Here is a 25537-nt window from a genome sequence, read left to right on the forward strand (position 1 = left end):
TGCCGGTCATCTGACGCAGTTTTCTGCGCTTCTAGCAACGCCGTTCTCGCCTCAGCCACCTTGTGATGGCGTGAAGCGTGCCACCAGCGTGTGGCTGTCGGCGGCATAGGTGAAGCGGACATGGGTGACCGGATGCTCGGCGCTCCAGGTGCGGCGTTCGACAACGAGGCAGGGAGAGCCGGCTTCGATGTCCAGCGCGTCTGCCACTTCATCGCTGGCGGCGCTCGCCCTGATGCGGTGTTCGGCAGCACTCCATGGCACGCGGGCGATCAGCCACGGCCCCGGCGCGGTGTCGTCGAACATTTCGTCCGCCGCTTCCGGCACGGCTGCCAGATTGATCAGCCGCTCTTCCAGGCAGAAGGGGCGCTGCCCGGCAAAATGCCGGCAGGTCAGGTCGAGGATAAGCCCCGCCGGGCGGAGATCCATGAGCGCACGGTCCTGGACCATGCTCTTGCGCTTCTGGCGCGTGCCCGGCTCGTAGCGGTAGGGCAGGCCAAGCGCCTGAACCTCGACCTTGATGTCGTGTATCTCGAGGATCGCAGCCTGCGACTGCGGACGGCGGACGAAACTGCCGGAACGACGCCGGCGCTCGATCAGCCCGACCTTGGCGAGTTGCGACAGAGCCTTGTTCACCGTCATGCGCGAGCAGCCATACTGCTCGGTCAGTTCGTGCTCGAAAGGAATGCGGTGGCCGGGCGCCCATTCGCCCGAAAGGATGCGCTCGCTGATATCGGCGAGGATGCGCTGATGCAGCGACGTCGCTTCCTGTTCCCTTACCGCTTCCACCGTGTTTCCCCTATCCAGCTTCGCCGCTCACCCGGCGGAGAGCTGCATCATCACTGTTCGGAAGTTTTGGGCAATGGCCTCGCGCCGGAAATGTCTCCCATCCGCAACGAGTTTCTCGCCTCGCACCCAAACGCAATCGACTCTGGTGCCGTTGGCGAATATCCAGGCGTCAAGAATGCCGTCGTCCCTCTTGCCCGCAAGCGAGGGATGACCGGCGTCGAGCGAGATGAAATCGGCCGATGCGCCAACGGCGATTTTTCCCGATCCCGCGCCAAGGGCCACGGAGCCACCGGCCAGCGCCCCATCGAACAGAGCGCGACCGTTGGAACCGCCGGGAGCGGCCAGAACGTTGCGCTGGCGATGGAAAAGCCGCTGCGAATATTCGAGCTGGCGCAGTTCGTCCGGCAGGCCGATTAGCACATTCGAATCCGAGCCGATGCCGAAACGGCCGCCATGTTCGATGAACAGCGGCGCGGAAAAAGTGCCGTCACCGAGATTGGCCTCGGTTATGGGACATAGCCCTGCGATCGCGCCGCTTTTCGCCATGGCGACGGTCTCGGCGTCGAGCATGTGGGTGGCGTGGATGAGGCACCAGCGGGCATCGACCGGTGCATGATCGAGCAGCCATTCGATCGGGCGCGCGCCCGACCAGGCGATACAGTCCTCGACCTCCTTTATTTGCTCGGCGATGTGGATGTGGATGGGGGCGTCCGTCAGCGCCGTGACGGCGGCCAGTTCCTCAGGCGTGACGGCGCGCAAACTGTGAGGGGCAACGCCGACGACTGCGCCGGGCAGGTTTTTCACCGCCGCACGGGCGCCGTCGAGCAATTGGGCAAAACTGTCGAGATCGTTGACGAAGCGGCGCTGGCCTTCATTGGGCGCGGTGCCACCGAAGCCCGAATGGGCATAGAAGACGGGCAGCAACGTGAGATTAATGCCGGTGGTTTGCGCCGCTGATGCGATGCGCGCGGCCATTTCGGCGATGTCGGCATAGTGCCCGCCATCGAGATCGTGATGCAGATAATGAAACTCGCCGACGCGCGAAAAGCCCGCTTCCAGCATCTCGACATAGAGTTGGGCGGCGACCGCCTCGACCTGTTCCGGCGTCATCGAAAGCGCGAAACGGTACATGACCTCGCGCCACGACCAGAAACTGTCGGCGGAAGGGCCGCGCGTCTCGGCAAGGCCGGCCATGCCGCGCTGAAAGGCGTGGCTGTGCAGGTTCGGCATGCCGGGAAGGACGATCGCGTGATGCTCGTCGCCCACTTGCGGCGCGGCATCCGTTTCGACGCCGGCAATGCGCCCTGCTTCGACGGTCAGCCGAACATCGCTGCGCCAGCCGTCTGCCAGCAAGGCATTTTCCGCAAAGATCCCCGTCATTAGCCCTGCCCTCCGCTTTGCGTATAATCCATCAGCAAGACGCTTGCGTCCATCGTTAATATGTATATACATATCAGAGCGGGATGGAAACGGAAAAGATCATGCCGGATCGGGAGAGAGCCCAGTCGAACGAGGTCCGCATCTGGCGGAATGCGCGGCTTGTGACGCTCACTGAGCGCACGCCGGGCTTGGGCATTGTCGAGAAAGGCGCGGTCGCTGCCGAAGGTGGCCGCATCGTCTATGCGGGACCTGAAACCAGCCTTCCCGTCGCCTTGCGCGAAAAGGCCGAAATCATCGACTGCGAAGGCCGCTGGATCACCCCAGGCCTGATCGACTGCCATACGCATCTGGTTCACGCCGGCAACCGCGCCAACGAATTCGAGATGCGGCTGGCCGGCGCGACCTATGAGGAAGTGGCCAAGGCCGGCGGCGGCATCGTCTCGTCGGTGAAGGCAACCCGCGCCGCGACTGAAGATGAGCTTGTCCGGCAAAGCCTCCCACGTCTCGACGCATTGATCGCCGAGGGCGTGACCACCGTCGAAATCAAGTCAGGCTATGGCCTTAGCCACATGCATGAACGGTGGTCTTTGCGCGCAGCACGGCGACTGGGCAGTGTCCGTGACGTGTCCGTCGTCACAACATTTCTGGGGGCGCACACATTACCGCAGAACCTCGGCTCCCTGGCTGTGCCCTCAGAGCCTTATCCCGACAAGGACGCCTATATCACCAATATTGTGGACAACATGCTGCCGGCTATCGCTGCTGAAAAACTGGCCGACGCTGTCGACGGTTTCTGCGAGGGCATTGCTTTCTCGCCGGAGCAGATTTCCCGCGTCTTCGACAAGGCGAAAGAGCTCGGCCTGCCGGTAAAACTCCATGCCGACCAGCTTTCCAACCTGCATGGCGCAGCGCTTGCCGCACGCTATAGCGCGCTGTCGGCCGATCATCTCGAATATACCGACGAGGACGGTGCTGCTGCGATGGCGAAGTCCGGCACTGTGGCGGTCATCCTGCCCGGTGCATTCTACTTCATCCGCGAGACGAAGAAGCCGCCGGTGGCGCTGTTTCGCGAGCATGGCGTGAAGATGGCCATCGCCACCGACTGCAACCCCGGCACCTCGCCGCTGACCTCGCTGCTGCTGACCATGAACATGGCGGCGACGCTGTTCGGCATGACGGTGGACGAATGCATCACCGGCGTCACCCGCGAGGCGGCGCGCGCGCTCGGCTTGCAAGCCGAGACCGGCACATTGGAAGCCGGCAAATGGGCCGACCTCGCCATCTGGGACATCGAGAGCCCGGCCGAGCTGGTTTATCGCATGGGGTTCAACCCGCTGCATCAACGCGTCTGGAGGGGAATGTGAACGTCTCGGCACCCCCACCCCTTACCCCTCCCCACAAGGGGGAGGGGGCCGTCAACGTCTCAGAATCCCCCTCCCCCTTGTGGGGAGGGGCTAGGGGTGGGGGTGGATCAGCCTCCACATCACCGGAGGTTTTTCATGACTGACATCACTCTCAACCCCGGCAATGCAACACTCGCCGACTGGCGCGCCATCTATCGCGGTGCGGTGCCGAAGCTGCATGAGAGCTGCCGGCCGAAGATCAAGGCCAGCGCCGACACGGTGGCAAAAATCGTCGCCAAGGGCGAGCCGGTCTATGGCATCAACACCGGCTTCGGCAAGCTTGCCAGCGTGCGCATTCCCGCTGCCGATCTCGAAACGCTCCAGCGCAACATCGTGCTTTCGCACGCCGCCGGCGTCGGCGAACCGATGCCCGTTGCAATCGTGCGGCTGATGATGGCGCTGAAGCTTGCCAGCCTGGCGCAGGGGGCTTCGGGCGTGCAGCCCAAGACCGTTGCGCTGCTGGAAGCGATGCTGGCGAACGACGTGGTGCCTGTCGTGCCGGCGCAAGGCTCGGTCGGCGCTTCCGGCGACCTCGCACCGCTGTCGCATATGACGGCGGCGATGATCGGCGTCGGCGAATGTTTTACGCCGCATGGCCGGGTGCCGGCCAAGGTGGCCTTCGTCTCGCATGGTCTTGAGCCGCTGACGCTCGGCGCCAAGGAAGGGCTGGCGCTGCTCAACGGCACGCAGTTTTCGACTGCCTATGCACTGGCAGCGCTGTTCGAGGCGGAAATCCTCTACCACTCGGCGCTTGTCGTCGGCGCGCTTTCGACCGATGCCGCCAAGGGCTCCGATGCACCCTTCGACCCGCGCATCCATGCGCTGCGGAAGCACAAGGGCCAGATCGACAGCGCCGACGCCTTGCGCGCTTTGATGGCCGGCAGCGCCATCCGCGAAAGCCACCGCGTCGGCGACGAGCGCGTGCAGGACCCTTACTGCCTGCGCTGCCAACCGCAGGTGATGGGTGCGGCCCTGACCGTGCTGCGCCAGGCTGCCGACACGCTGGGAACCGAGGCCAACGGCGTCACCGACAACCCACTGATCTTTCCCGAGGATGGCACCGCACTTTCCGGCGGCAATTTCCACGCCGAGCCGGTGGCCTTTGCCGCCGACATGATCGCGCTCGCCGTCTGCGAGATCGGCTCGCTGTCGGAGCGGCGCATCGCCATGCTGGTCGATCCCGCGCTGTCGGGCATGCCGGCATTTCTCACGCCGAAGCCGGGCCTCAATTCGGGCTTCATGATCCCGCAGGTGACGGCAGCGGCACTCGTTTCTGAAAACAAGCAGAAAGCCTATCCGGCAAGCGTCGATTCGATCCCGACCTCGGCCAATCAGGAAGACCATGTCTCGATGGCCGCGCACGGCGCGCGTCGGTTGATCGGCATGGTGGAAAATGCCACGGCGGTCATCGGCATCGAGCTTCTGGCCGCGGCGCAAGGCTGCGATTTTCATGCGCCGCTGGCTTCGAGCGGGCCACTTGAAGCGGTGCGCAAGGCAATCCGGGCCAAGGTGCCGCATCTCGACGAGGACCGGCATTTCCACCCCGACATGGAAAAGGCAATCGCGCTGGTGCGCAGCGGGGCGGTGATTGAGGCGGCCAATGCGGTGAAGCTGCCGGAGATTGGGGGATGAGGCATATGCTGCCGGTTAATTTTCAGGATCGCGTTCCTTCGCGCCCCCCTCTGGCCTGCCGGCCATCTCCCCCACAGGTGGGGAGATCAGCCTTCATGTCCGCTTACGCCAATTATCAGCGATTCAGAACGAGCATCAACGTAGCAACTGCTGATCTCCCCACCTGTGGGGGAGATGGCCGGCAGGCCAGAGGGGGGCAACATCGAGCTCCCACGTTCAAAGGAGCCTCCGCATGACCACCCACACCCGCATCGACAATTCACGCACCATCCGTGCAGCGACCGGCGCTGAGCTTTCGGCCAAGAGCTGGCTCACCGAAGCGCCCATGCGCATGCTGATGAACAATCTCGACCCCGGCGTCGCGGAAAAGCCCGGCGAACTCGTGGTCTATGGCGGCATCGGTCGCGCCGCCCGCGACTGGGACAGTTTCGACCGCATCGTCGGCGCGCTGAAGCAGCTCGAAAACGACGAGACGCTGCTGGTGCAGTCGGGCAAGCCGGTGGGCGTATTCCGCACCCATGCGGACGCACCACGCGTGCTGATCGCCAACTCCAACCTCGTGCCGCACTGGGCCAACTGGGACCATTTCAACGCCCTCGATAAGAAGGGGCTGATGATGTACGGCCAGATGACGGCCGGTTCCTGGATCTATATCGGCTCACAGGGCATCGTTCAGGGCACCTACGAAACCTTCGTTGAGCTCGGCCGCCAGCACTATAATGGCGATCTTTCCGGCCGCTGGATCCTCACCGCCGGCCTCGGCGGCATGGGCGGCGCGCAGCCGCTGGCGGCGACCATGGCCGGCGCCTCCTGCCTTGCCGTCGAGTGCCAGCCGAGCCGCATCGAGATGCGGCTGAAGACCGGTTATGTCGATGTGCAGGCGAAAGATTTGGATGACGCGCTGGCGATCATCGACAAGGCCACCAAGGAAAAGAAGGCAATCTCCGTCGCGCTGCTCGGCAACGCAGCCGACGTGTTTCCCGAACTGGTGCGACGCGGCGTTCGCCCCGATGCCGTGACCGACCAGACCTCGGCGCATGACCCGATCAATGGCTACCTGCCGCAGGGTTGGACGGTGGCCGAATGGGAAGAAAAGCGCGAGCGCGACCCGAAGGCCGTGAACAAGGCCGCACGCGCCTCCATGGCCGGGCATGTTCGGGCGATGCTCGACTTCCACAAACAGGGCGTGCCGACCGTCGACTACGGCAACAACATCCGCCAGATGGCGCTGGAGGAAGGCGTGGAAAACGCCTTCGATTTTCCGGGCTTCGTGCCGGCCTATATCCGCCCGCTATTCTGCCGCGGTATCGGCCCGTTCCGCTGGGCAGCCCTCTCGGGCGACCCGGAAGATATCTACAAGACCGACGCCAAGGTGAAGGAACTGACGCCGGGCAATCATCACCTCCACAACTGGCTCGACATGGCGCGCGAGCGCATCCACTTCCAGGGCCTGCCGGCGCGCATCTGCTGGGTCGGCCTCGGCGACCGCCACAGGCTGGGCCTCGCCTTCAACGAGATGGTCGCCAGCGGCGAGCTGAAAGCGCCGGTGGTGATCGGCCGCGATCATCTCGATTCCGGCTCCGTCGCCTCGCCCAACCGCGAGACCGAATCAATGAAGGACGGCTCCGATGCCGTGTCCGACTGGCCGCTGCTCAACGCCCTGCTCAACTGCGCCTCCGGTGCGACCTGGGTGTCGCTGCATCATGGCGGCGGCGTCGGCATGGGCTTTTCGCAGCATTCGGGCATGGTCATCGTCGCCGACGGCACGCAAGACGCTGCCCGGCGTCTGGAGCGCGTGCTGTGGAACGACCCGGCCACTGGCGTCATGCGCCACGCCGATGCCGGCTACGACATCGCCATCGACTGCGCTAGGGAGCATGGGCTGAATTTGCCGGGCATTCTGGGGTGATGCGCGTCATCCGCGCCTCTGAACACCGCCGCATGCCGTGGAAGAATGGCGGCGGCGAGACGACGGAGATCGCGATCTCGCCCGCTGGTGCAACGACCGGCGATTTCGACTGGCGGCTGTCGATGGCGCGGGTGGAAAGTGGCGGGCCGTTTTCGATGTTTCCCGGCATCGACCGGACGCTGGCCGTGCTCGACGGTGACGGCTTGCTGCTGACAATCGAGGGCATGGAACCGGCGGCGCTGACCTCTCGCTCCGAGCCGCTGGCCTTTCCCGGCGACGCGCCGACCAGCGCCGAGCTGATCGGCGGCGCCGTGACCGACCTCAACATCATGACGCGGCGGGGCAAGCTTGCGCATTCCATGAGACGGCTAAGAGTCGCCGCGGGTTCAACCGCGTTGTCGACTGATGGTTCGGAAGTTTTGTTGTTCTGTCATGAGGGACAGGCTCGGATTGTGACCGGCAGCAAGTCAGCGGATTTGGGGGCGCTCGACACGCTCCATCTCACTGAAACGCCGGGGCACTTGCTCATCGAGGCCGACGACGCCGTGCTGTTCGTCATATCACTCAAACGCACGGCCTGATCACGTTCCGGCGACTGGCCCTTTCGTGCTTGACACGTCAAATGCCGCGGGCGTATGCCACCCCCGCTTCGAGAGATCGAGGCCGTCAACAACAGATCGAACAGGTTATGGACAGTTACCCTAGTCGCTGTTCGGACAAGGCCACCAGCCCGGTTCGGACAACATCATCAATCAAGATTGTGTCCGGCATGTCCCGCCGGGTGAGCGCCAGGGCCTAAAGGTCTGTCCGCTTGCTTCCGGGTCCTGTGGGGCCAAGGAGGTGAGCCATGAACACCATCATCCTCTTTTTCCGCGATCGTCCTGCCGTGCGCCTTTCCATGAGTGCCGAGCCGGTCGCCCGCAAGCGCATTCTGCCGGTAGCCGCACCCGCCAATGCAGCCATCGGCCAGACCGTGCTGGCCTGCCGCTGGCTTCGCAACCCGGCCAACGGGCATCTCGAATGCCGCTGGACGCGCGAGAAAAACACCGTTTCCGAAGAGGGCGTCAGTCGAAGCATCCGCATGCTTCTCGCCGCCTGAGCTTTCGGACCGCACCAGAAATTCCTTCTTCCTGACCGCAAGGAGGATGCGCCCGCCGTCGCCCGACATGGCTTTGGCGACGCCTTCGCGCGTCCATTTACAACGTATCCCTGCAGCATCAGGAATTTGAGGGATCATCATGGTCTTCCTGCCCCACAACCGCGCTTCGCTGAGCGAGGCCACCAGGCTCGCTCGCAACCGCATCGTGCCCAACATCCACGACATCGTCGCGCTGTCGATCATGGCGGCACTGCTCGTGCTTTTGGCCCATGGCGCCGCCGCCATGCGCGGCTCGGCCGAACTGCTAGTCTCCCAGCCGGTGACGCTCGACCCGGCCAACCTGCCGGAATATGCGCTGCGCACCACGCTGCGCATGTTCGCGGCCATCATCGCCTCGCTGGTCTTCACCTTCATCGTTGCAACACTCGCTGCCAAAAGCCGCCGCGCCGAGAAAGTGATCATCCCGGCGCTCGACATATTGCAGTCAGTGCCGGGGCTGGGCTTCCTCACCTTCACCGTCACCTTCTTCATGGGCCTGTTTCCCGGCAGCCAGATGGGGGCGGAATGTGCGGCGATCTTCGCCATTTTCACCAGCCAGGCCTGGAACATGACCTTTTCCTTCTACCAGTCGCTGCACACGGTGCCGCATGACCTCGACGAGGTCAGCCGCGGCTTCGGCCTTTCGGCGTGGCAGCGCTTCTGGAGGCTGGAAGCACCCTTCGCCGCCCCCGGCCTGATCTGGAATACAATGATGTCGATGTCGGGCGGCTGGTTCTTCGTCGTCGCCTCGGAAGCGATCACCGTCGGCCACACCACGGTGGAACTGCCGGGCATCGGCTCGTGGCTGGCGCTGGCCATCGACAAAAAGGATTTCGTCGCCGTCGGCTGGGCCGTACTGGCGATGGGCGTCCTGATCCTGATCTACGACCAGCTGCTGTTCCGGCCGATCGTCGCCTGGGCCGACAAGTTCCGTTCCGAGCAGACCGCCAGCCAGGAGAAACCACGCTCCTGGGTCTACGACCTTCTGCGCCGGACACGCCTCGTCAAGACGATCGGCGTACCCCTGGCATGGGGCTGGCAACGGCTGATGCTGGTGCGTCTTGGCCGCCCGCAACTCAAGGTACAAACTGCCGAACAGCAGAACCTTAGCCGGCTTAGCGACAGGCTGTGGCTTGCCTTCATTGCGATTCTAGCCGGGGCGGGAGCGATCTTCACCGCGCACTATATTCATAGCGAGCTGGGCTGGAGCGATGTGGCGCAAGCCTTCGGCGGTGGGCTTGCCACGCTGCTGCGGGTGATCGTGCTGATCGCCATTGCCAGCGTGATCTGGGTGCCGATCGGCGTGTGGATCGGGCTTCGGCCGAAGGTCGCGGAACGCGTCCAGCCGCTGGCCCAGTTTCTCGCTGCGTTTCCGGCCAATGTGCTGTTTCCCTTCGCGGTGCTCGCCATCGTAGCGACAGGTGCCAGCCCCAACATCTGGCTGTCGCCGCTGATGATCCTGGGCACGCAATGGTACATCCTGTTCAACGTCATTGCCGGCGCCAGCGCCTTTCCGTCCGACCTCAAGGAGGTTGCTTCGGTGTTCAAGCTGCGCTCGTGGAGCTGGTGGCGAAACGTCATGCTGCCGGGGATTTTCCCCTATTACGTCACCGGCGCGCTGACCGCCACTGGCGGCTCCTGGAACGCCTCGATCGTCGCCGAGCTGGCGAGCTGGGGTAACACCAAGCTCGAAGCCTACGGCCTCGGCTCCTACATCGCCAAGGCGACGGAAGCGGGCGATTTTCCGCGCGTCGTGCTCGGCATCGCGGTGATGTCGCTGTTCGTCACCCTGTTCAACCGCATTCTGTGGCGCCCGCTCTACGTCTTTGCCGAGCGTCGCCTGCGCCTCGACTGAAACCAATTCGAATTCGGGAGACCGATCATGAACAACCTCGCAATCACCACCAACGAAACCGCCCTCATCGACGTCAAGGGCGTGCGCCAGACCTATGACAATGGCGGGGCGGAACGCCTCGTCGTGCTCGACGATGTCGCGCTGACCTTGCGCCCGTCCGAAATCGTCGGCCTGCTCGGCCGCTCCGGCTCGGGCAAGTCGACGCTGCTGCGTTCCATCGCCGGCCTGATCAAGCCAACCGAAGGCACCATCACCTTCGAGGGCGTGCCCGTCACCGGCACGCCCGACGGTGTCGCCATGGTGTTCCAGAGCTTCGCGCTATTTCCGTGGCTCACCGTGCTGCAGAACGTCGAGCTCGGGCTGGAGGCCCGCGGTATCGCGTCTGCCGAGCGGCGCAAGCGCGCGCTGGAGGCAATCGACCTGATCGGCCTCGACGGTTTCGAAAGCGCATATCCGAAGGAGCTTTCCGGCGGCATGCGCCAGCGTGTCGGGCTTGCCCGCGCGCTGGTCGTGCACCCAAAAGTGCTGCTGATGGACGAGCCGTTTTCGGCACTCGACGTGCTGACCGCCGAGACGTTGCGCACCGACCTGCTCGACCTGTGGTCGGAAGGGCGGATGCCGATCGAGTCGATCCTGATGGTGACGCACAACATCGAGGAGGCCGTGCTGATGTGCGACCGCGTGCTGATCTTCTCGTCCAATCCCGGCCGGGTGGCAGCCGAAATCCGCATCGACCTGCCGCAACCACGCGACCGGCTCGATCCGGCGTTCCGGGCACTGGTGGACGACATCTACGCCCGCATGACGGCACGAAAGGGCGTGGCCGAGCCGGCGCGCGGCGGCATCTTTCCCGGCACCGGGATAGGGATGGTGCTGCCGCGCGTCTCGACCAACCTGCTGGCCGGCCTGATGGAGGCGATCGCCGCCGAGCCCTATCGCGGACAGGCCGACCTGCCGCCGCTGGCGGCCAGCCTGCAGCTCGAAATCGACGATCTGTTTCCGATCGCCGAGACGCTGCAGCTGCTGCATTTCGCAGAGCTAGCCGAAGGCGATATCCGCCTGAAGCCGGCGGGCAAGCGCTTCGCCGAGGGCGACGTGGACGAGCGCAAGCGGCTGTTTGCGATGCAGCTGGCAACGCATGTGCCGCTGGCAGCACATATCCGCCGGGTGCTGGACGAACGGTCGGGTCATGTGGCCCCGGCGCGCCGGTTTCGCGACGAGCTTGAGGACCATATGTCGGAGGAAAACGCCGAGCAGACCGTGCGGGCGGTTACGAGCTGGGCGCGCTATGCCGAGCTGTTCGCCTATGACGAGGCATCCGACATGTTCACGCTGGAGAACCCCGCGTGAAGGCAAGGCGCGCGGCGGGCGACGGCCGCGCGCTCATATTTTCAGGCGCCGAACAAGAAAATCGAGAAATGCCCGAACCCGCGCCGGCAGGTGGCCGCCCTGCCCGAGAAAGACGGCGTGCACCGGCTCGATGTCGCCGGGGTTGCAGTCTTCCAGCACCGGCACCAGCCGGCCCGCCGCCACCTCGGCGCGCGCATGATAATCGGAAAGGCGCGCAAGCCCGAGCCCGCCAAGCGCAAGCTGCATCAGCGCATCGCCGTCGCTGATCTGCAGATTGCCGGAAACCGGAACGCGGATTTCCGTGCCATTCTCCATGAGGGGCCAACCGTCGAGATAGCGTGCGAAGGAGAAGCCGAGCAGATTGTGGCCGGCCAGATCGGCCGGTATGCGCGGCGTGCCGTGGCGGGCGAGATAATCCGGGCTCGCCACGATCACCATGCGCGATCCTCCCAGTTTGCGCGCGATCAGCCGCGAGTTCTTGAGCTCCCCGCTACGGATGGCAACGTCGGTGCGTTCTTCCATGAGGTCGACGACCGCGTCGGTGAGAGCGATATCGAGCGTGACGGCGGGGTTCTCGGCGAGGAAATCCGGGACCAGTGGCAGCAGGTAGTGCCGGCCCAGCGCAAAATTGGTGTTAACGCGCAGGCGGCCGGCAGGGATCTCGTTTGCCGAGGCGCAGCGCTCGGCCTCGTCGAGATCGGCGAGCAGGCGCACGCTGCGCTCGTAGAAAACGCCGCCTTCCGGCGTCAGCTGGAGACGCCGCGTCGAGCGGTTGACCAGCCTTGTGCCGAGCCGCGCCTCAAGCCGCGCCACCAGCTTGCTGACCGCCGACGGCGTCATGCGGAAGGCGCGGGCGGCGGCCGAAAAGCCGCCGAGTTCGACGACCCTGACGAAGACTTCCATCTCGCCCGAGCGGTTGACGTCCAATCTGGCCATGGTGAGTTCAATTCATAGATGATTTTCCCAGAGGCATTCTACCTCACAAGTGGGGCGGGGTCCATATAGGGGTCGATCTTTCACCCGCGCTGACCAGGAGTACGACCATGCCCAGGGCGCTTTATGCATTAACCGTTGGGGCCTTCGGCATCGGCTCCACGGAATTCGTTATCATGGGACTGCTGCTGCAAGTGGCGGCGGACCTCAACGTAACCATTGCTGCTGCCGGTCTGCTGATCAGCGGCTATGCGCTCGGCGTGTTCGTCGGCGCGCCGATCCTGACTATCCTGACCCGTAGCCTGCCGCGTAAGGCGGTGCTGCTGACGCTGATGGTGATATTCATCATCGGCAATGCGGCGAGCGCGCTGGCGCCCGACTACACCTGGCTGATGGTGGCACGGGTCATCACGGCACTGACGCACGGCACCTTCTTCGGCGTCGGCGCGGTCGTGGCGACCGGACTGGTGCCGCAGGACCGCAAGGCTTCGGCGATATCGATCATGTTCACCGGCCTGACGCTTGCAACCCTGCTCGGCGTCCCCTTCGGCGCGTGGCTCGGCCTGCATTTCGGCTGGCGCTCGACCTTCTGGGCGGTAGCAGCAATCGGCGTCATCGGCTTTGCGGCAATTGCTTTCCTGGTGCCCGGCGACAAGGCTTCCGACGAGCAGAGCCATCTGCGCGATGAGCTTGTCGCCGTCGCCCGGCCCCAAGTGCTGCTCGGCCTGCTCATCACCGTCATTGGCTATGCCGGCGTGTTTGCCGTCTTCACCTATATCCAGCCGCTGCTGACGCAGGTTAGCTGCTTCCCGGAAACGGCTGTCTCGCCGATCCTGCTGGTGTTCGGCGGCGGCATGATCGCCGGCAATCTCATCGGTGGACGCCTTGCCGACCGCAAGCTGATGGCTACCTTGCTCGGAACCTTGGCCACGCTGGCGTTGGTGATGGGGCTGATGACCTTCGCCCTACACAACCAGATCGCGGCGGTGCTGTTCGTCGGGCTGCTCGGTGCTGCGGCCTTCGCCACGGTTGCGCCGCTGCAACTTCGCGTTCTCCAGAAGGCTGAAGGCGGCGGCCAGACGCTTGCTTCGAGCCTGAACATTGCGGCCTTCAATCTCGGCAATGCGATCGGTGCGTGGCTGGGCGGCGTGGTGATCGAGCATGGCCCCGGCCTCGGCGCGGTGACATGGGTGGCTGCATTGGTGACCGTCGCGGGTCTTCTGCTTGCCCTGCTCAGCCGGGCTCTGGAACGCAAGCAGGACCGGGTGAGTGCAGCACTGGCGAATGCCGCCTGCTGACTGCGGGTTGCTTGGGAATAGTGGCTCGGTGGGCTCTTACCTGCCGAGCACGAGCGCCCAGTATTTCCGGTCGCTGCCGGCTTCGTCGCGGACATAGGCGAGGCCATAGCGGCTGAAACGCGCGTCGAGCATGTTGCGGCGGTGGCCTTGCGAATTCATCCACATGGAAAAGAGCTTGGCCATGTCCATGCCGCCATGGGCGACGTTTTCCGCCGCTGCGCCCTCGACGCCATTGTCCTTCATGCGTGCGGCAAAATCCTTGCCCCAGCCGGTCGTGTGCGACATGCGGCCCGAACGCGCCATATAGCCGGCCTGCTGAAGGGATGCCTTCTCCAGACGGGAGTCTGCCACCATCGTGCCTAGGCCGTTTGCCGAGCGTATCTCGGCGAGATAGCTATAGGCCGAACTGGAGGCGCCTGCACCATCGCCCGGAGCGCGGGCTGTCTGGCAGGCCGCAAGAAACAGCAGGGCACACAGGGCTGCGCCCCGAAAAACTTCGTCTTCATGTTCAATCTGGTCTTCCGTCATGCTTCCGGCAATCGATATGCCGGCACGCATAGCGACCCGACGGAACGGATGTGGCGCGCAATCACGTCAAGAATATGCCGCCAGCGGCTATTCCTCCGCGACCGCCGGCTCGGCTTCCGGTTCGCGAACGCGGAACCAGGCGACGTAGAGCGCGGGCAGGAAGATCAGCGTGATCAGCGTGCCGACGATGATGCCGCCCATCATCGCATAGGCCATCGGGCCCCAGAAAATCTCGCGTGAAATCGGAATGAGCGCGAGGCTGGCGGCGGCAGCCGTCAGCAGGATCGGGCGGGCGCGATGGTCGCTTGCCTCATAGACGGCCTCCCATAGCGGTTTGCCCTCAGCCTTCAGCGCATCGATCTGCGTGACCAGGATGACCGAGTTGCGGATCAATATGCCGATCAGCGCCAGAACGCCCAGTATGGCGACGAACCCAAGCGGCGCGCCTGACGGCACCAGAGCCGCGACAACGCCTATCAGGCCAAGTGGTGCGACGCTGACCACGAGAACCATGCTGTTGAAGCTCTGAAGCTGAAGCATCAGAAGCGTGAGCATCGTCAGCAGCATCAGCGGCACGACGGCGACGATCGGCGCCTGGCTCTTGCCGCTGTCTTCGACAGTGCCGCCGACCTCGACCTTGTAGTCGAGCGGCAGCTTGCCGGAGAATTCGGCAACGGAGGGTGCGAGGCTCGACACGATCGTTGCCGGCTGGGCGGGACCGACAATGCTCGCCTTGAGGGTGATCGTCGGCAGCCGGGAACGCCGCCACACCACCGGCTGCTCAAGCCCGTATTCGAACGTTGCGATGGCGCCGAGCGGAACTGAGCTTCCACTGCCGCTTGGCAATTGCAGGCCCTGCAACGCCTCGACCGAGTTTCGGTCCGCGGCCTGCGCGCGACCGACGACATTCACCAGATAGATGCTGTCGCGTATCTGGGTGACGGTGGCGCCGGCCACGATGCTGTTGAGGCTCGACGCGATCTGCTCGGAACTGACGCCGAGCTGCCGCGCCTTGTCCTGCAATATGTCGACCTTGATCACCCGCGACGGTTCGTTCCAGTCGTAGACGACCGCGCCCACCCGCGTGTCCTTGCCCAGCACGTCGGCCAGTTGCAGCGAAAACGCGCGTACCTTTTCGACGTCGGGTCCGCTGAGACGATACTGGATCGGGCGGCCCACCGGCGGCCCGAGTTCGAGCCCCTTGACCAGCACGTCGATGCCCTGGAATTCCTTCTGCGCCTTGTCCACAAGCTTGGCCCGAAGGCGCTCGCGCGCCTCGACGCTCTTGGTCAGGATCACGACCTGGCCGAAATAGGGGTTGGGCGGCTGGACGTCGTAAGACAGGATGAAGCGCGCGGCACCGGCGCCGACATAGGATGTCCAGCGCACGATGTCGTCGTCGCCGACGAGGCTTGCCTCCAGCCGATCCATCTGCACCTGCGTTTCGCGGATCGTGCTGTTCTGGCGCAGGGTCATGTCGACGATGAGCTCGGGCCGGTCCGAGGGCGGGAAGAACTGCTGCTGCACGAAACGGAAGCCGAGAAGTGCCCCGACAAACAGTACCAGCGTGGCGGCGATCGTTATCCAGCGATAGCGCATGGCGGCATGCAGCACCCGGCGGAATCTCTTCCGCATCCAGCCGACATGGTCCTCATGCTTCTTCATGTTCTTGGGCAGGAAGGTCGCGCCGAGCAGGGGCGCAAACAACACCGCGACGACCCAGGAAAGAAGCAGTGAGATGGCGATCACCTCGAACAGCGAGAAGGTATATTCGCCGGCACTGCTGCTGTTCAGGCCAATCGGGATGAAGCCGGCGACGGTGACCAACGTGCCGGTCAGCATCGGAAAGGCGATCGACGTCCAGGCATGGCCTGCGGCCTTCTCGCGCGTATCGCCGGCCTCCAGACGCGTCACCATGGTTTCGATGGCGATCATCGCATCGTCGACCAGAAGGCCGAGCGAGATGATGAGCGCGCCCAGCGAAATGCGCTGAAGGTTGATGCCGAGATATTCCATGAAGACGAAGGTCATTGCCAGGACCAGCGGGATTGACAGCGAGACGACGATGCCGGCGCGGAATCCGAGACTGATGAAGCTGACGGCAAGCACGATGGCAATCGCTTCGAACAGTGCCCGCGTGAAGCCGCCGACGGCTTCCTCGACCACCGCTGGCTGGTCGGCCACAAGATGCACGCTGACGCCGATCGGCAATTCCTGCTCGACGCGCGCCATCGTCTCCTTCAGCTTCTCGCCGAAATGGAGAATGTTGGAGCCGTCCTTCATGCCGATCGCCAGGCCGATGGCCGGCTTGCCGCCATAGCGGAACAGCGACTGCGGCGGGTCTTCATAGCCACGGCTGATGGTGGCGACATCGCTGAGGCGGAAGAAGCGGTCGTTGACGCGCAGATTGACGTTGCGCAGGCTTTCCTCGGAGGTGAACTGCCCGCTGACGCGGACGGCAATCCGCTCCGGGCCAGCCTGGATGACGCCGGAGGGCGTGATCGCATTCTGGCTCTGCAGCGTATCGATGACGGCCTGCTGGTCCAGGCCGAGCGCCGCTATGCGCTGGGTCGAGAATTCGAGATAGACGACCTCGTCCTGCGCGCCGAGTATGTCTATCTTGCCAGCTTCGGGGATGGCCAGCACCCGGCGGCGGACCTCTTCCACATAGTCGCGCAACTGGCGCGGCGTCAGGCCGTCGGTGGTAAAGGCATAGATGTTGCCGAACACGTCGCCGAACTGGTCGTTGAAGGCAAAGCCGGCGAACCCTTGCGGAAAATCGCCGCGGATATCCGACATCATGTTGCGGACGCGGGTCCAGCTGTCGGTGATCCGGACACCGCGCACCGTGTCGGCCAGGTTGACGAATACGGTGGTCTGGCCGGGCGTCGTCACGCTCTTGGTGTAATCAAGCGTGTCGAGCTCCTCGAGCTTGCGTTCGATGCGTTCGGTGACCTGCGACAGCGTCTCGTCGAGCGAAGCGCCCGGCCAGGAAGCGCTGACCGTCATCGTCTTGATGGCGAAGGCCGGATCTTCCTCGCGCCCGAGATTGAGATAGGAAAGCACGCCGGCCACCAGCGCGATGACCATCAGGTACCAGATCAGCGATCGGTGACGCAGCGCCCAGTCGGACAGGTTGAAGCTGTTCATTCTTCGATACCGCCATCGATGTTCACGCGCTGGCCGTCCTTGAGTTCGTGCACGCCGGCCGTCACCACGCGGTCGCCAACGGCAAGACCGCTATTGATCTCGATGCCATAGCCGGACAGCGTCTTGCCTGTTTCGACGGGTTTTTCGGACACGGTTTTAGCCGTGGCGTCGACCACCCATACCGAAGACTTGCCGTCCTTCTCGAACACGGCCGAAACCGGCAGAACGATCTGGGTGAAGGGCGCCTCTTTCGGAAAGGCGGTAACGAGCGAGCCGAGACGGAAGGCTTCCGGCGGATTATCCAGCAGTATCTTGACGTGCCGCGTGCGTGTCGCGGCATCGGCCTGCGGCGCGATCTCGCGGATGCGGCCATTGGCGCGGGTGCGCGGATCGACGGCCAGCACGACATCGAACTCGGCGTCCGCGCGCATGCCAGCCATGATCTCGTTGGGAATATCCACGACCGCTTCACGCACGTCGGTGCGGGCAACAGTGATGACCGCCGTTCCCGCCGACACGACCTGCCCGACATCGGAATCGACCGCGGTCACCACGCCATCGGTTTCGGCGCGAAGCTCGAGATAGCTCACCCGGTCCTTTGCCTTGTCGAGCTCCGCTTGTGCCTGCCTGACCTGCGCCTGCGCCGTTGCGGTTGCGAGCGTGGCCGAATCGAAATCCGCCTGCGAAATGCTCTTCTCGGCAAGGAGCGTTCGCAGCCGCCCTTCGCTTGCCTGCGCATTGGCAAGCTGCGCGGCGGCCACAGTCGCCTGCGATTCGGCGGAACGCGCGGCAAGCATGATCTGCTCGCCGTCGATGGTGGCCAGAAGCTCTCCCTTGGTAACGAGGCTGCCAAGTTCGACATCGCGCGAGACGATGCGCCCTGTGGTCTGGAAGCCGAGGGCGGCCTCATAGCGCGGTTGCACCAGACCGGTGAAGCCGGTCGACTTTATGTCCGGCACCGCAGCCATCACCGATCGCACCGTTCTTGGCTCCGGCTCGGCCGATTTTTCCTCAGCCGGCTTGCATCCAGCAGACAGGGCGGCGAGCAGCAGGATGGAAACGACGCCGGCCCGTCTCATTGGGCGCCCTCCAGCGACATACTGACCTTCGCGCCGGCCCGTAGAAGCTGGGCACCCTCCGTCACGACGAGATCACCGTCCTTCAACCCGTCGCGGACGATGATCCGACCGGTTTCGTAGCGATCAACCGTGATCGGCGCGAGGCCGGCGGTGTTCGATGCGGCGTCGACCGTCCACACCGCAGGCTTTCCGTTGTCGATCATCATGGCCGACCAGGGGATGACGAAAGCCCGTATGCCCGGTACCGGGGCGGTTCCCAGCACCACTTCCCCAAGCGTCATGCGGGCGGGCGTCTGGTCAAGCGCGACCTTAACCTGGACGGTGCCGGTGGTCGGATCGATGGAAGGTGCGACCTCCCTGACATGCCCGGTCGTCTTGACCTCGGGATCGGAAAGCAGCGAAATCTGAACCTGCGGGTCTTCAGGCATGTGGGCTACGACCTGCTCCTGAACCTGGAAGACGGCATCGCGCGGACCGTCGACAGCAACGATGAAAACGGTCTGCGTCGCCTGCACCACCTGCCCGACCTCGATATTGCGGGTGCTGACGATGCCGGCCTGCTGGGCTTTCAGCTCCGTGTCGGCAACGCTTTTGCGGGCGATCGAGAGCTGCGCCTTGTTTGTTTCCAGCGTGCCCTTCGCGACATCGACGGCTTCGGCCGCATTGTCATAGGTACTCTTGGTGGTGAAGCCGCCGGCAAGCAGCGATTTCTGCCGCTCGAAGGCGGCGGTGGATTGCGCAAGCTGGGCCTGTGCCGCGTCGACGCCGGCCTCTGCTGAAGCCACGTCGGAATTCTGCTGCTTGGGATCCAGCCGGGCGAGAAGCGCGCCGGCCTCGACATGGACGCCGACATCGGCAAGGACTTCAGTGACCTGACCGCCGACCTCGAAGGAAAGCCTGGCTTCATTGCGGGCGGTGACCTGCCCCGTCAGCGCGAACCGGGGCCGGTAGTCGACCGTTTCGGCCTCGATCGCCTTCACATTGAGAATGGTTTCAGGGCCGCTCTGCTTCTGCTCGCTGCAGCCTTGCAGCAGCATCAGGGCAACGGCAAAGGCGACCGTCGGAAAGAGGCGGCTGCTATCGTCCCCTCGAAGCGCCATGCAAGTGTCCCTCGCAAATGCTGTCGCCGTGCACGCTCACCCACCCGAGGATGCCAAGCGATAGCTCAAGGTGCCATCATTGTCGGATCAGCGCAACGACGAAAACTGTGCCGGATCAAAGCACTACAATCGAAACACAGAGCCAGGGGCAGGGTCCCGGCAGGCGGTTGCCTCACGGGCAGCGTTCCGCCGCAACGCAACAATTTTCTTCGCATTTGCACAAAACCATGTAAAACCGCGCGCGGGGTGGGAGAGAGTACCCCAAGGGAAGGAGAGGCCGATGAGTGCAACGGCAGAGACAAAAGCGCTGACACCACCGGATATCGCGGACAGGAAAGGCCGGACGCCCATCGTCTGCCTCACCGCCTATACGACACCGGTCGCGCGCATCGTCGACCATCACTGCGACGTGGTTCTCGTCGGCGACAGCGTCGGCATGGTCCTGCATGGCCTGCCGTCGACGCTTGGCGTGACGTTGGAGATGATGATCATGCACGGACAGGCCGTGCGGCGCGGTGTCGAGCGCGCGCTTCTGGTGGTCGACATGCCCTTCGGCTCCTACGAGGAAGGCCCGGCGCAGGCGTTCCGCAACGCCGCGCGCCTGATGACGGAAACCGGGTGCGCGGCGGTGAAGCTGGAAGGCGGCGAGAGCATGGCCGAGACGATCCGCTTTCTCACCGGCCGCGGCATTCCGGTCATGGCCCATGTCGGACTAACACCGCAGGCCGTCAACACATTCGGTGGCTACAAGGTGCAAGGCCGGGGCGAAGCCGGCGAGCGCATCCTTCGCGATGCGGTTGCCGTTGCCGAGGCGGGTGCGTTTTCGGTGGTGCTCGAAAAGGTCGTCGAGCCGCTCGCCCGCAAGATCACGCAGACGATCGCCATTCCCACCATCGGCATCGGCGCTTCCGCCGCCTGCGACGGGCAGATCCTTGTCGTGGACGACGTGCTCGGGCAGTTCGCGGATTTCCGGCCGAAATTCGTCAAGCGCTACGCCGAACTCGGCCGCGATGCCGAGACCGCGATCGCGGCCTATGCGGCGGACGTGCGCGAGCACCGCTTTCCGGCAAGCGAGCATGTTTTCGGCGACAATCCGAAGGCTATCAAGGGCGGAGCCGCCGCATGAGCGTGCCGATCGTCAGAACGCTTGCCGAACTGCGTTCGACCGTTGCTGGATGGCGGCGCGAGGGTTTGAAAGTCGGCGTCGTGCCGACGATGGGCGCGCTGCATGAAGGGCATCTGAGCCTGGTGCGCACCGCCCTCAGCCAAGCTGACCGCGTTATCGTCACACTGTTCGTCAATCCCAAACAGTTCAACAATCCCGCCGACCTCGCCGCCTATCCGCGCACCGAGAAGGAAGACGCGGAAAAACTTTCGCCGGTCGGCGCGCATATGCTCTACGTGCCGAATGCGGAAGAAGTCTATCCGGAAGGCTTTTCGACGACCGTCTCGGTAAGCGGCGTCAGCGAAGGCCTGTGCGGAGCGCATCGGCCCGGACATTTCGACGGTGTCGCCACCGTGGTTGCCAAACTGTTTCTCCAGACCGGGGCGGATGCGGCTTTCTTTGGCGAAAAGGATTTCCAGCAATTGCATGTCGTCAAGCGCATGGCGCGCGATCTCGACATTCCGATCACGATCGTGCCTTGCCCGACCGTGCGCGAGGCCGACGGGCTGGCGCTCTCCTCGCGCAATGTGCGGCTGTCGTCGCAGGATCGCGCAATCGCTCCGAAACTGGCCCAGGCACTATTCGCAGCGGCGGAAAAGCTTCGTGACGGCAGGCTTGCCAAGCCCGTGCTGGACGAGGCCGTCAAGGCGCTCGAAGACGCCGGCTTCCGGGAGGTCGAGTATCTCGAACTTCGGGCCGAGGACAATCTGCAGCCGATGGACAGGCTCGACCGTCCGGCGCGGCTGCTCGCTGCCGTCTTTCTCCGTGAGGTACGCCTGATCGATAATGTTCCCGCTCAACCGAGCTAGATAAAGCTGCTGATTGTCGGACGAGCCCCCTACACCAAAGAGATGCGTCACCTACCCGCCGGCAAAGGAATATTCTTCCCGTGTGGCTTGAACATCATGGGGGTTTATCATGCATAGCATTCGATCAACCGTCTGCGCGGCAGCACTCTGCCTTATGGCAATATCTCCAGCATCCGCTCTGACGATCGACCTCGGCATCATCAAGATCGATCTGGGCGGTGGTGGCTATGGCGGTGGCGGCGGCGGTGGTGGAACGAGCTATGGTGTTCCCGGCCCGCTTGCCGGCGTCGGCCTCCCGGTTCTGGCTGCATATGGCGGCTATATCTGGCTGAGGAAGCGCAACCGTCGCGGCAAAGACGGCAAGGGCCAGGAATAATTCGGCTTTCATCCGACAGCTTCAATGCGGCGGTACACCCATCTGCTTGGTGCATTTTCGACGATGCTGTCTCGTCTTTGCGATCCGCCAAGGCGCTCGGCGAGGCCGTATTACATCGAACGGATGCCTCACCTACCCGCCGTCAAAGGCATAATCTTCTGGTCAATCCAGTTTGACAGGAGGTAGCCATGTCAGGCTTCCGATCATTGCTTTTCGTGGCCGTGCTGGGCCTCATGACAGCAGCGCCGGCATTTGCTGCACAGCCGCCTGACCGCGGTCCGACGCCCGGCCTGGGCTGGGGGCCTGGCGGCTCGAAGGGTTACGCAGTGCCGGCACCTTTGGCTGGCGTGGGATTGCCGATCGTCGTGGCTCTCGGCGGCCTTGTCTGGTTGAGAATGCGCAATCGCAAGAACAAAGAATAGCTTAATCCGAGCCGTCGATGCGGAGTGGGCAGGTGGCAATATCCGGTTCCGGCATGGCAGCAGGCGAAGATCATTTGGCGCCCGTGGTCCAGCCGACCGCTCTTGTGTGGTTCAGAAAACTTACCGTGACACGGCAGTCTTTCTTCGCCGGCATGGTGGTCGTCGGCTTCGCGAACGGCATCAGTGAAAAAGTCTATCGGTCGGTGACCGACAGCGGGTTTGCCGCCGCCATATTCAACACATTCGAAATCAGCATCATTCTCTGGGGCGCCTGTTTCGCCGCCCTGGCGATGCTTCTGCGGCCATCCGCCGAGCAGGCTTTTCGGCGTGGCGATGTGCTGGTGAGTTTGCTCGCCGGCCTCGCGTTCATGGCACCGGTGCCTGCCCTGAGCTGGCTCGGCATCGTCCTGATCGCCGTTCATCTTCGACGCACGGCCGGCGACGAGACGACCAGGCGCGCCGCGACGATCGTCTTTGCGCTGACCATTCCCTTGTTCTGGACGCGCCTTGCCTTTGCGGCATTCAGCGGGACGATCCTGCATATCGACGCCAGGCTTGTCGGCTGGATGATCGGAACGGTGCCGGTCGCCAATGTCGTGCCGCTTGCCGACGGTTCCGGGTCGCTATTCATAGCGCCGGCCTGCTCCTCACTGGCAAACCTTTCGCTCGTCTTCGTCAGTGCGGCGGCCTTCGTCAATCTGCGCAGCGGACGCTGGACATTGTCTGCAATCGGCTGGACGGCTACGAGTGCTGTCGCGGTCGTCGCGATCAACATCACGCGCATCAGCCTGATCGGGCTTTACCCCTGGGAATATGAGCTTCTCCACGGGCCGATCGGCGCCAGCGTGGCAGGCTGGCTCACATTCGCGGTCATCGCACTCATCGGCTACAACAGGATCGGTTTCGATGCGCCTGTCCGTCGCTAGCCTCGCACTGGGATTGCTGCTCTGCGTCACCGTCGCGGGCAAGGTGGTGAGCCTGGCGCGGACGCCGGATGTCGCCTCCGATGAGGGCGCGGCGGCCGTTGCGCTGATGAACATGCGCGGCCTTGCCGTTCAACCCTTCAATCCTGTCGGCGCCCCTGCCTGGATCGTGGGAACCCTCGACGATTGCCGCGTGCGCATCGCCGAGGTCGCGCCGGAAGGCTGGTCGCGCGCCATCGTCGCCCAGCAGGCAACCAACGAGCGGCTGCTTTACGCCTTCGATGGCCGCTTCTACGATCAGCAGCCGGTGACGAGCACGTGGATCGAAAACTATCGCCGTAGGCTCGCCCGCTATATCGGCTTTGAAGAGCCAGCCCTGCGCCTGTTTGCGGTGACGGTCGCACCGGCCTGCCCGGCGGACATCGTGCGCCCGGAAGATGCGATAGCGCTGACGCAGTAAGCGCCTGCGCTAGCTAGATCGTTTCGGTTCTTGGAAACAGCCCCCTCACCCTTACCCTCTCCCCGTGAAGGACGGGGAGAGGGGGTCGTCAGCGTTGCGGCCAGCCTTCTCCCCGTCATTCACGAGGAGAAGGTTCCGGCAGGGGGATGAGGGCGATTCACCTGAGCAGGAAAGGCTCTAGGTTCACGACATAATGAGGCCGCCGTCGACGTTAATCGTCTGGCCGGTGATGTAGGCAGCGTCCTCGCTGGCAAGGAAGGCAACCAGACCGGAAACGTCTGCGCCGCTGCCGGCGCGGCCCATGGGAATGCCCTTGATCCACTCGGCCATCAGTTCGCCGGGCTTGTAGTCGCCGAGCAGCTTGCCCCAGGCGTTGTCGTTATAGGCCCACATGTCGGTGTCGATGATGCCGGGGCAGATCGCGTTGACGGTGATGTTTTCCTTGGCGACTTCCTTAGCGAGGCTCTGGGTGATGCCAACGACACCGAATTTCGACGCGGCGTAATGCGGCGTATAGATGAAACCCTGGCGCGCCTGGCCGGAGGCCGTGTTGATCAGCCGCCCGCCTTCGCCATGCTTGCGGATGCGCGCGATGGCTTCCTGGCAGCACAGGAATACGCCCTTGGTGTTGACCGCCAGAACCTTGTCCCATTCGGCCTCGGTCATGTCCTCGATCTTGGCGATGGTGATGACGCCGGCATTCTGGATCGAGATGTCGACGCGGCCGAATTCGCGTTCGGCCAGATCGTAGAGCGCTGCTACGGCCTTGCTGTCGGTCACGTCCATGACCTGAGAGACCACCTTGGCCCCGTCCTTGCGCAATACGTCGGCGACCTGCTCGACGCGCGCATCAATGGCGCTGACGACGATCGCCGCACCTTCATCGGCGAAACGCTTCGCCATGGCGGCGCCGATGCCGCCGCTCGCGCCTGTTACGACGACTGTCTTTCCTTCAAAGCGCTTCTGCACTTATTTCTCCCTTACCAGCATACGAATCCGCCATCGACGATGAGGTCGATGCCGGTGACAAACGAGGATGCACGGCTCGCCAGGAACACCGCCGGGCCGACCATCTCGTCGACGCTGGCCATGCGCCCCATCGGCGTGTCGCGCTCGAAAATCTTCACCTGATCGGCCACTTCCGGCCGACGGTTCATCGGCGTCAGCGTATAGCCGGGGCTGATGACATTGACGCGCAGGCCACGATCGGACCACTCCATGGCAAGGCTCTTCGACATGTGGATGACGGCGGCCTTGGACGAGTTGTAATGCGCCTGGGTGAGGCCGCGATTGACGATGGAGCCCGACATCGAGGCGATATTGATGATCGACCCCTTGCGACGCGGCAGCATCACGCGCGCCTGCGCCTGGCAGGACAGGAACACGCCGTTGACATTGACCTCATAGAGCTTCTGCCACTGCTCGAGCGGCAGCGTCTCGGCAGGTGCGGCATTGGCGATGCCGGCATTGTTGACGGCGATCGTGAGTGCTCCGAGTTCTTTTTCGACTTGGCTGACTGCCGAGGCCAGATCGGCTTCGGACGTCACGGTTCCGTTGAGCACCAGCGCCTTGCGGCCGAGTGCCGTAATGCTGTTCGCCGTCTCATCAAGCCCGCCTTTGGAAGCATGGCCGAAACAGGCGACATCGGCGCCCGCCTCGGCAAGCCCGATGGCGATGCGCTGGCCGATGCCGCTGCCGGCACCTGTGACGAAAGCGATTTCGCCGGTCAGATCGAAGAGTTCCACGGTTATGTCTCCATCCCTCGAAAGACTGCCTGCCCGAATGAGCGGGCGCCAGTTTCTCGGAACTGGCGCCCGGCGCGGTCGGGTGCTTGGGAGGCT

The 25537-nt window shown here is 63.9% G+C and carries 23 protein-coding genes; 14 read left to right on the forward strand and 9 right to left on the reverse strand.

Features of this window, described 5'->3' with window-relative positions:
- Nucleotides 1-51: 51 nt before the first annotated feature.
- Nucleotides 52-786, reverse strand: a complete 735-nt coding sequence (hutC, locus tag WBQ96_RS17630) for a histidine utilization repressor (RefSeq protein ID WP_336552349.1) — start codon at nucleotides 784-786, stop codon at nucleotides 52-54.
- Nucleotides 787-813: 27 nt separating this feature from the next.
- Nucleotides 814-2166, reverse strand: coding sequence for a formimidoylglutamate deiminase (locus WBQ96_RS17635; protein WP_336552351.1), 1353 nt, complete (start codon nucleotides 2164-2166; stop codon nucleotides 814-816).
- Nucleotides 2167-2267: 101 nt separating this feature from the next.
- On the opposite strand from WBQ96_RS17635, the gene hutI reads away from it, so the two are divergent.
- The 7 genes from hutI (at nucleotide 2268) to WBQ96_RS17670 (ending at nucleotide 11453) form a co-directional block, all read left to right on the forward strand.
- Nucleotides 2268-3530: an imidazolonepropionase gene (gene hutI / locus WBQ96_RS17640; protein ID WP_336552353.1), complete on the forward strand. Its 1263-nt coding sequence runs from the start codon at nucleotides 2268-2270 to the stop codon at nucleotides 3528-3530.
- Between the two features lie 135 nt (nucleotides 3531-3665).
- Nucleotides 3666-5201 (forward strand): histidine ammonia-lyase, encoded by a 1536-nt coding sequence (hutH, locus tag WBQ96_RS17645; RefSeq protein WP_336552355.1) that lies wholly within the window; start codon nucleotides 3666-3668, stop codon nucleotides 5199-5201.
- Between the two features lie 232 nt (nucleotides 5202-5433).
- Entirely contained in the window at nucleotides 5434-7110 is a 1677-nt protein-coding gene (hutU, locus tag WBQ96_RS17650; protein WP_336552357.1) for a urocanate hydratase, read from the forward strand.
- On the forward strand, nucleotides 7110-7691 hold the full coding sequence (locus tag WBQ96_RS17655; protein ID WP_165118977.1) for a HutD/Ves family protein: 582 nt from the start codon (nucleotides 7110-7112) through the stop codon (nucleotides 7689-7691). The genes hutU and WBQ96_RS17655 overlap by 1 nt, the downstream gene beginning before the upstream one ends.
- Nucleotides 7692-7957: 266 nt before the next feature.
- Nucleotides 7958-8209 carry a hypothetical protein gene (locus tag WBQ96_RS17660; protein WP_165118978.1) on the forward strand — a complete coding sequence of 84 codons (252 nt, stop codon included), beginning with the start codon at nucleotides 7958-7960 and terminating at the stop codon, nucleotides 8207-8209.
- Between the two features lie 139 nt (nucleotides 8210-8348).
- The gene (locus WBQ96_RS17665; protein ID WP_336552360.1) at nucleotides 8349-10103 is read left to right on the forward strand and encodes an ABC transporter permease; all 1755 of its coding nucleotides are present in this window, start codon (nucleotides 8349-8351) and stop codon (nucleotides 10101-10103) included.
- A gap of 27 nt (nucleotides 10104-10130) precedes the next feature.
- Nucleotides 10131-11453 carry an ABC transporter ATP-binding protein gene (locus WBQ96_RS17670; RefSeq protein WP_336552362.1) on the forward strand — a complete coding sequence of 441 codons (1323 nt, stop codon included), beginning with the start codon at nucleotides 10131-10133 and terminating at the stop codon, nucleotides 11451-11453.
- A gap of 33 nt (nucleotides 11454-11486) precedes the next feature.
- On the opposite strand, the gene WBQ96_RS17675 is transcribed toward WBQ96_RS17670, so the two are convergent.
- The gene (locus WBQ96_RS17675; protein ID WP_336552363.1) at nucleotides 11487-12389 is read right to left on the reverse strand and encodes a LysR family transcriptional regulator; all 903 of its coding nucleotides are present in this window, start codon (nucleotides 12387-12389) and stop codon (nucleotides 11487-11489) included.
- Nucleotides 12390-12496: 107 nt separating this feature from the next.
- On the opposite strand from WBQ96_RS17675, the gene WBQ96_RS17680 reads away from it, so the two are divergent.
- Nucleotides 12497-13684 carry an MFS transporter gene (locus WBQ96_RS17680; RefSeq protein ID WP_336552364.1) on the forward strand — a complete coding sequence of 396 codons (1188 nt, stop codon included), beginning with the start codon at nucleotides 12497-12499 and terminating at the stop codon, nucleotides 13682-13684.
- Between the two features lie 36 nt (nucleotides 13685-13720).
- Here WBQ96_RS17680 and WBQ96_RS17685 read toward each other — a convergent pair whose 3' ends face one another.
- The 4 genes from WBQ96_RS17685 to WBQ96_RS17700 form a co-directional block, all read right to left on the reverse strand.
- Nucleotides 13721-14212, reverse strand: coding sequence for a CAP domain-containing protein (locus WBQ96_RS17685; RefSeq protein WP_336552365.1), 492 nt, complete (start codon nucleotides 14210-14212; stop codon nucleotides 13721-13723).
- A gap of 87 nt (nucleotides 14213-14299) precedes the next feature.
- Complete coding sequence (locus tag WBQ96_RS17690; protein WP_336552367.1) at nucleotides 14300-17362, reverse strand: efflux RND transporter permease subunit; 3063 nt, start codon at nucleotides 17360-17362, stop codon at nucleotides 14300-14302.
- Complete coding sequence (locus tag WBQ96_RS17695) at nucleotides 17359-18441, reverse strand: efflux RND transporter periplasmic adaptor subunit (protein WP_336552369.1); 1083 nt, start codon at nucleotides 18439-18441, stop codon at nucleotides 17359-17361. The genes WBQ96_RS17690 and WBQ96_RS17695 overlap by 4 nt, the downstream gene beginning before the upstream one ends.
- Entirely contained in the window at nucleotides 18438-19541 is a 1104-nt protein-coding gene (locus WBQ96_RS17700) for an efflux RND transporter periplasmic adaptor subunit (protein WP_336552371.1), read from the reverse strand. The genes WBQ96_RS17695 and WBQ96_RS17700 overlap by 4 nt, the downstream gene beginning before the upstream one ends.
- A 280-nt stretch (nucleotides 19542-19821) precedes the next feature.
- Here WBQ96_RS17700 and panB point away from each other — a divergent pair, with 280 nt between their 5' ends.
- From panB to WBQ96_RS17730, 6 genes are all read left to right on the forward strand, one after another.
- Nucleotides 19822-20667 carry a 3-methyl-2-oxobutanoate hydroxymethyltransferase gene (gene panB, locus WBQ96_RS17705; RefSeq protein ID WP_336552373.1) on the forward strand — a complete coding sequence of 282 codons (846 nt, stop codon included), beginning with the start codon at nucleotides 19822-19824 and terminating at the stop codon, nucleotides 20665-20667.
- On the forward strand, nucleotides 20664-21515 hold the full coding sequence (gene panC / locus WBQ96_RS17710) for a pantoate--beta-alanine ligase (protein ID WP_336552375.1): 852 nt from the start codon (nucleotides 20664-20666) through the stop codon (nucleotides 21513-21515). The genes panB and panC overlap by 4 nt, the downstream gene beginning before the upstream one ends.
- A gap of 109 nt (nucleotides 21516-21624) precedes the next feature.
- The gene (locus WBQ96_RS17715; protein ID WP_165118989.1) at nucleotides 21625-21891 is read left to right on the forward strand and encodes a hypothetical protein; all 267 of its coding nucleotides are present in this window, start codon (nucleotides 21625-21627) and stop codon (nucleotides 21889-21891) included.
- Nucleotides 21892-22079: 188 nt separating this feature from the next.
- Complete coding sequence (locus WBQ96_RS17720) at nucleotides 22080-22313, forward strand: hypothetical protein (protein WP_336552377.1); 234 nt, start codon at nucleotides 22080-22082, stop codon at nucleotides 22311-22313.
- Nucleotides 22314-22345: 32 nt separating this feature from the next.
- Nucleotides 22346-23239, forward strand: coding sequence for a hypothetical protein (locus tag WBQ96_RS17725; RefSeq protein WP_336552379.1), 894 nt, complete (start codon nucleotides 22346-22348; stop codon nucleotides 23237-23239).
- A complete protein-coding gene (locus tag WBQ96_RS17730) occupies nucleotides 23220-23696 on the forward strand; it encodes a hypothetical protein (RefSeq protein WP_336552381.1) in 477 nt (158 codons plus the stop codon). Before WBQ96_RS17725 ends, WBQ96_RS17730 begins: the two co-directional genes overlap by 20 nt.
- 183 nt (nucleotides 23697-23879) lie before the next feature.
- Here WBQ96_RS17730 and WBQ96_RS17735 read toward each other — a convergent pair whose 3' ends face one another.
- Nucleotides 23880-24665 (reverse strand): SDR family oxidoreductase, encoded by a 786-nt coding sequence (locus WBQ96_RS17735; protein ID WP_336552383.1) that lies wholly within the window; start codon nucleotides 24663-24665, stop codon nucleotides 23880-23882.
- An 11-nt stretch (nucleotides 24666-24676) separates the two neighbouring features.
- Entirely contained in the window at nucleotides 24677-25441 is a 765-nt protein-coding gene (locus WBQ96_RS17740) for an SDR family oxidoreductase (protein WP_165118993.1), read from the reverse strand.
- Nucleotides 25442-25537 lie beyond the last annotated feature (96 nt).

It is taken from the genome of Mesorhizobium sp. CCNWLY176 (genome assembly GCF_037153935.1).
Classification (GTDB): Bacteria; Pseudomonadota; Alphaproteobacteria; order Rhizobiales; family Rhizobiaceae; genus Mesorhizobium_M; species Mesorhizobium_M zhangyense.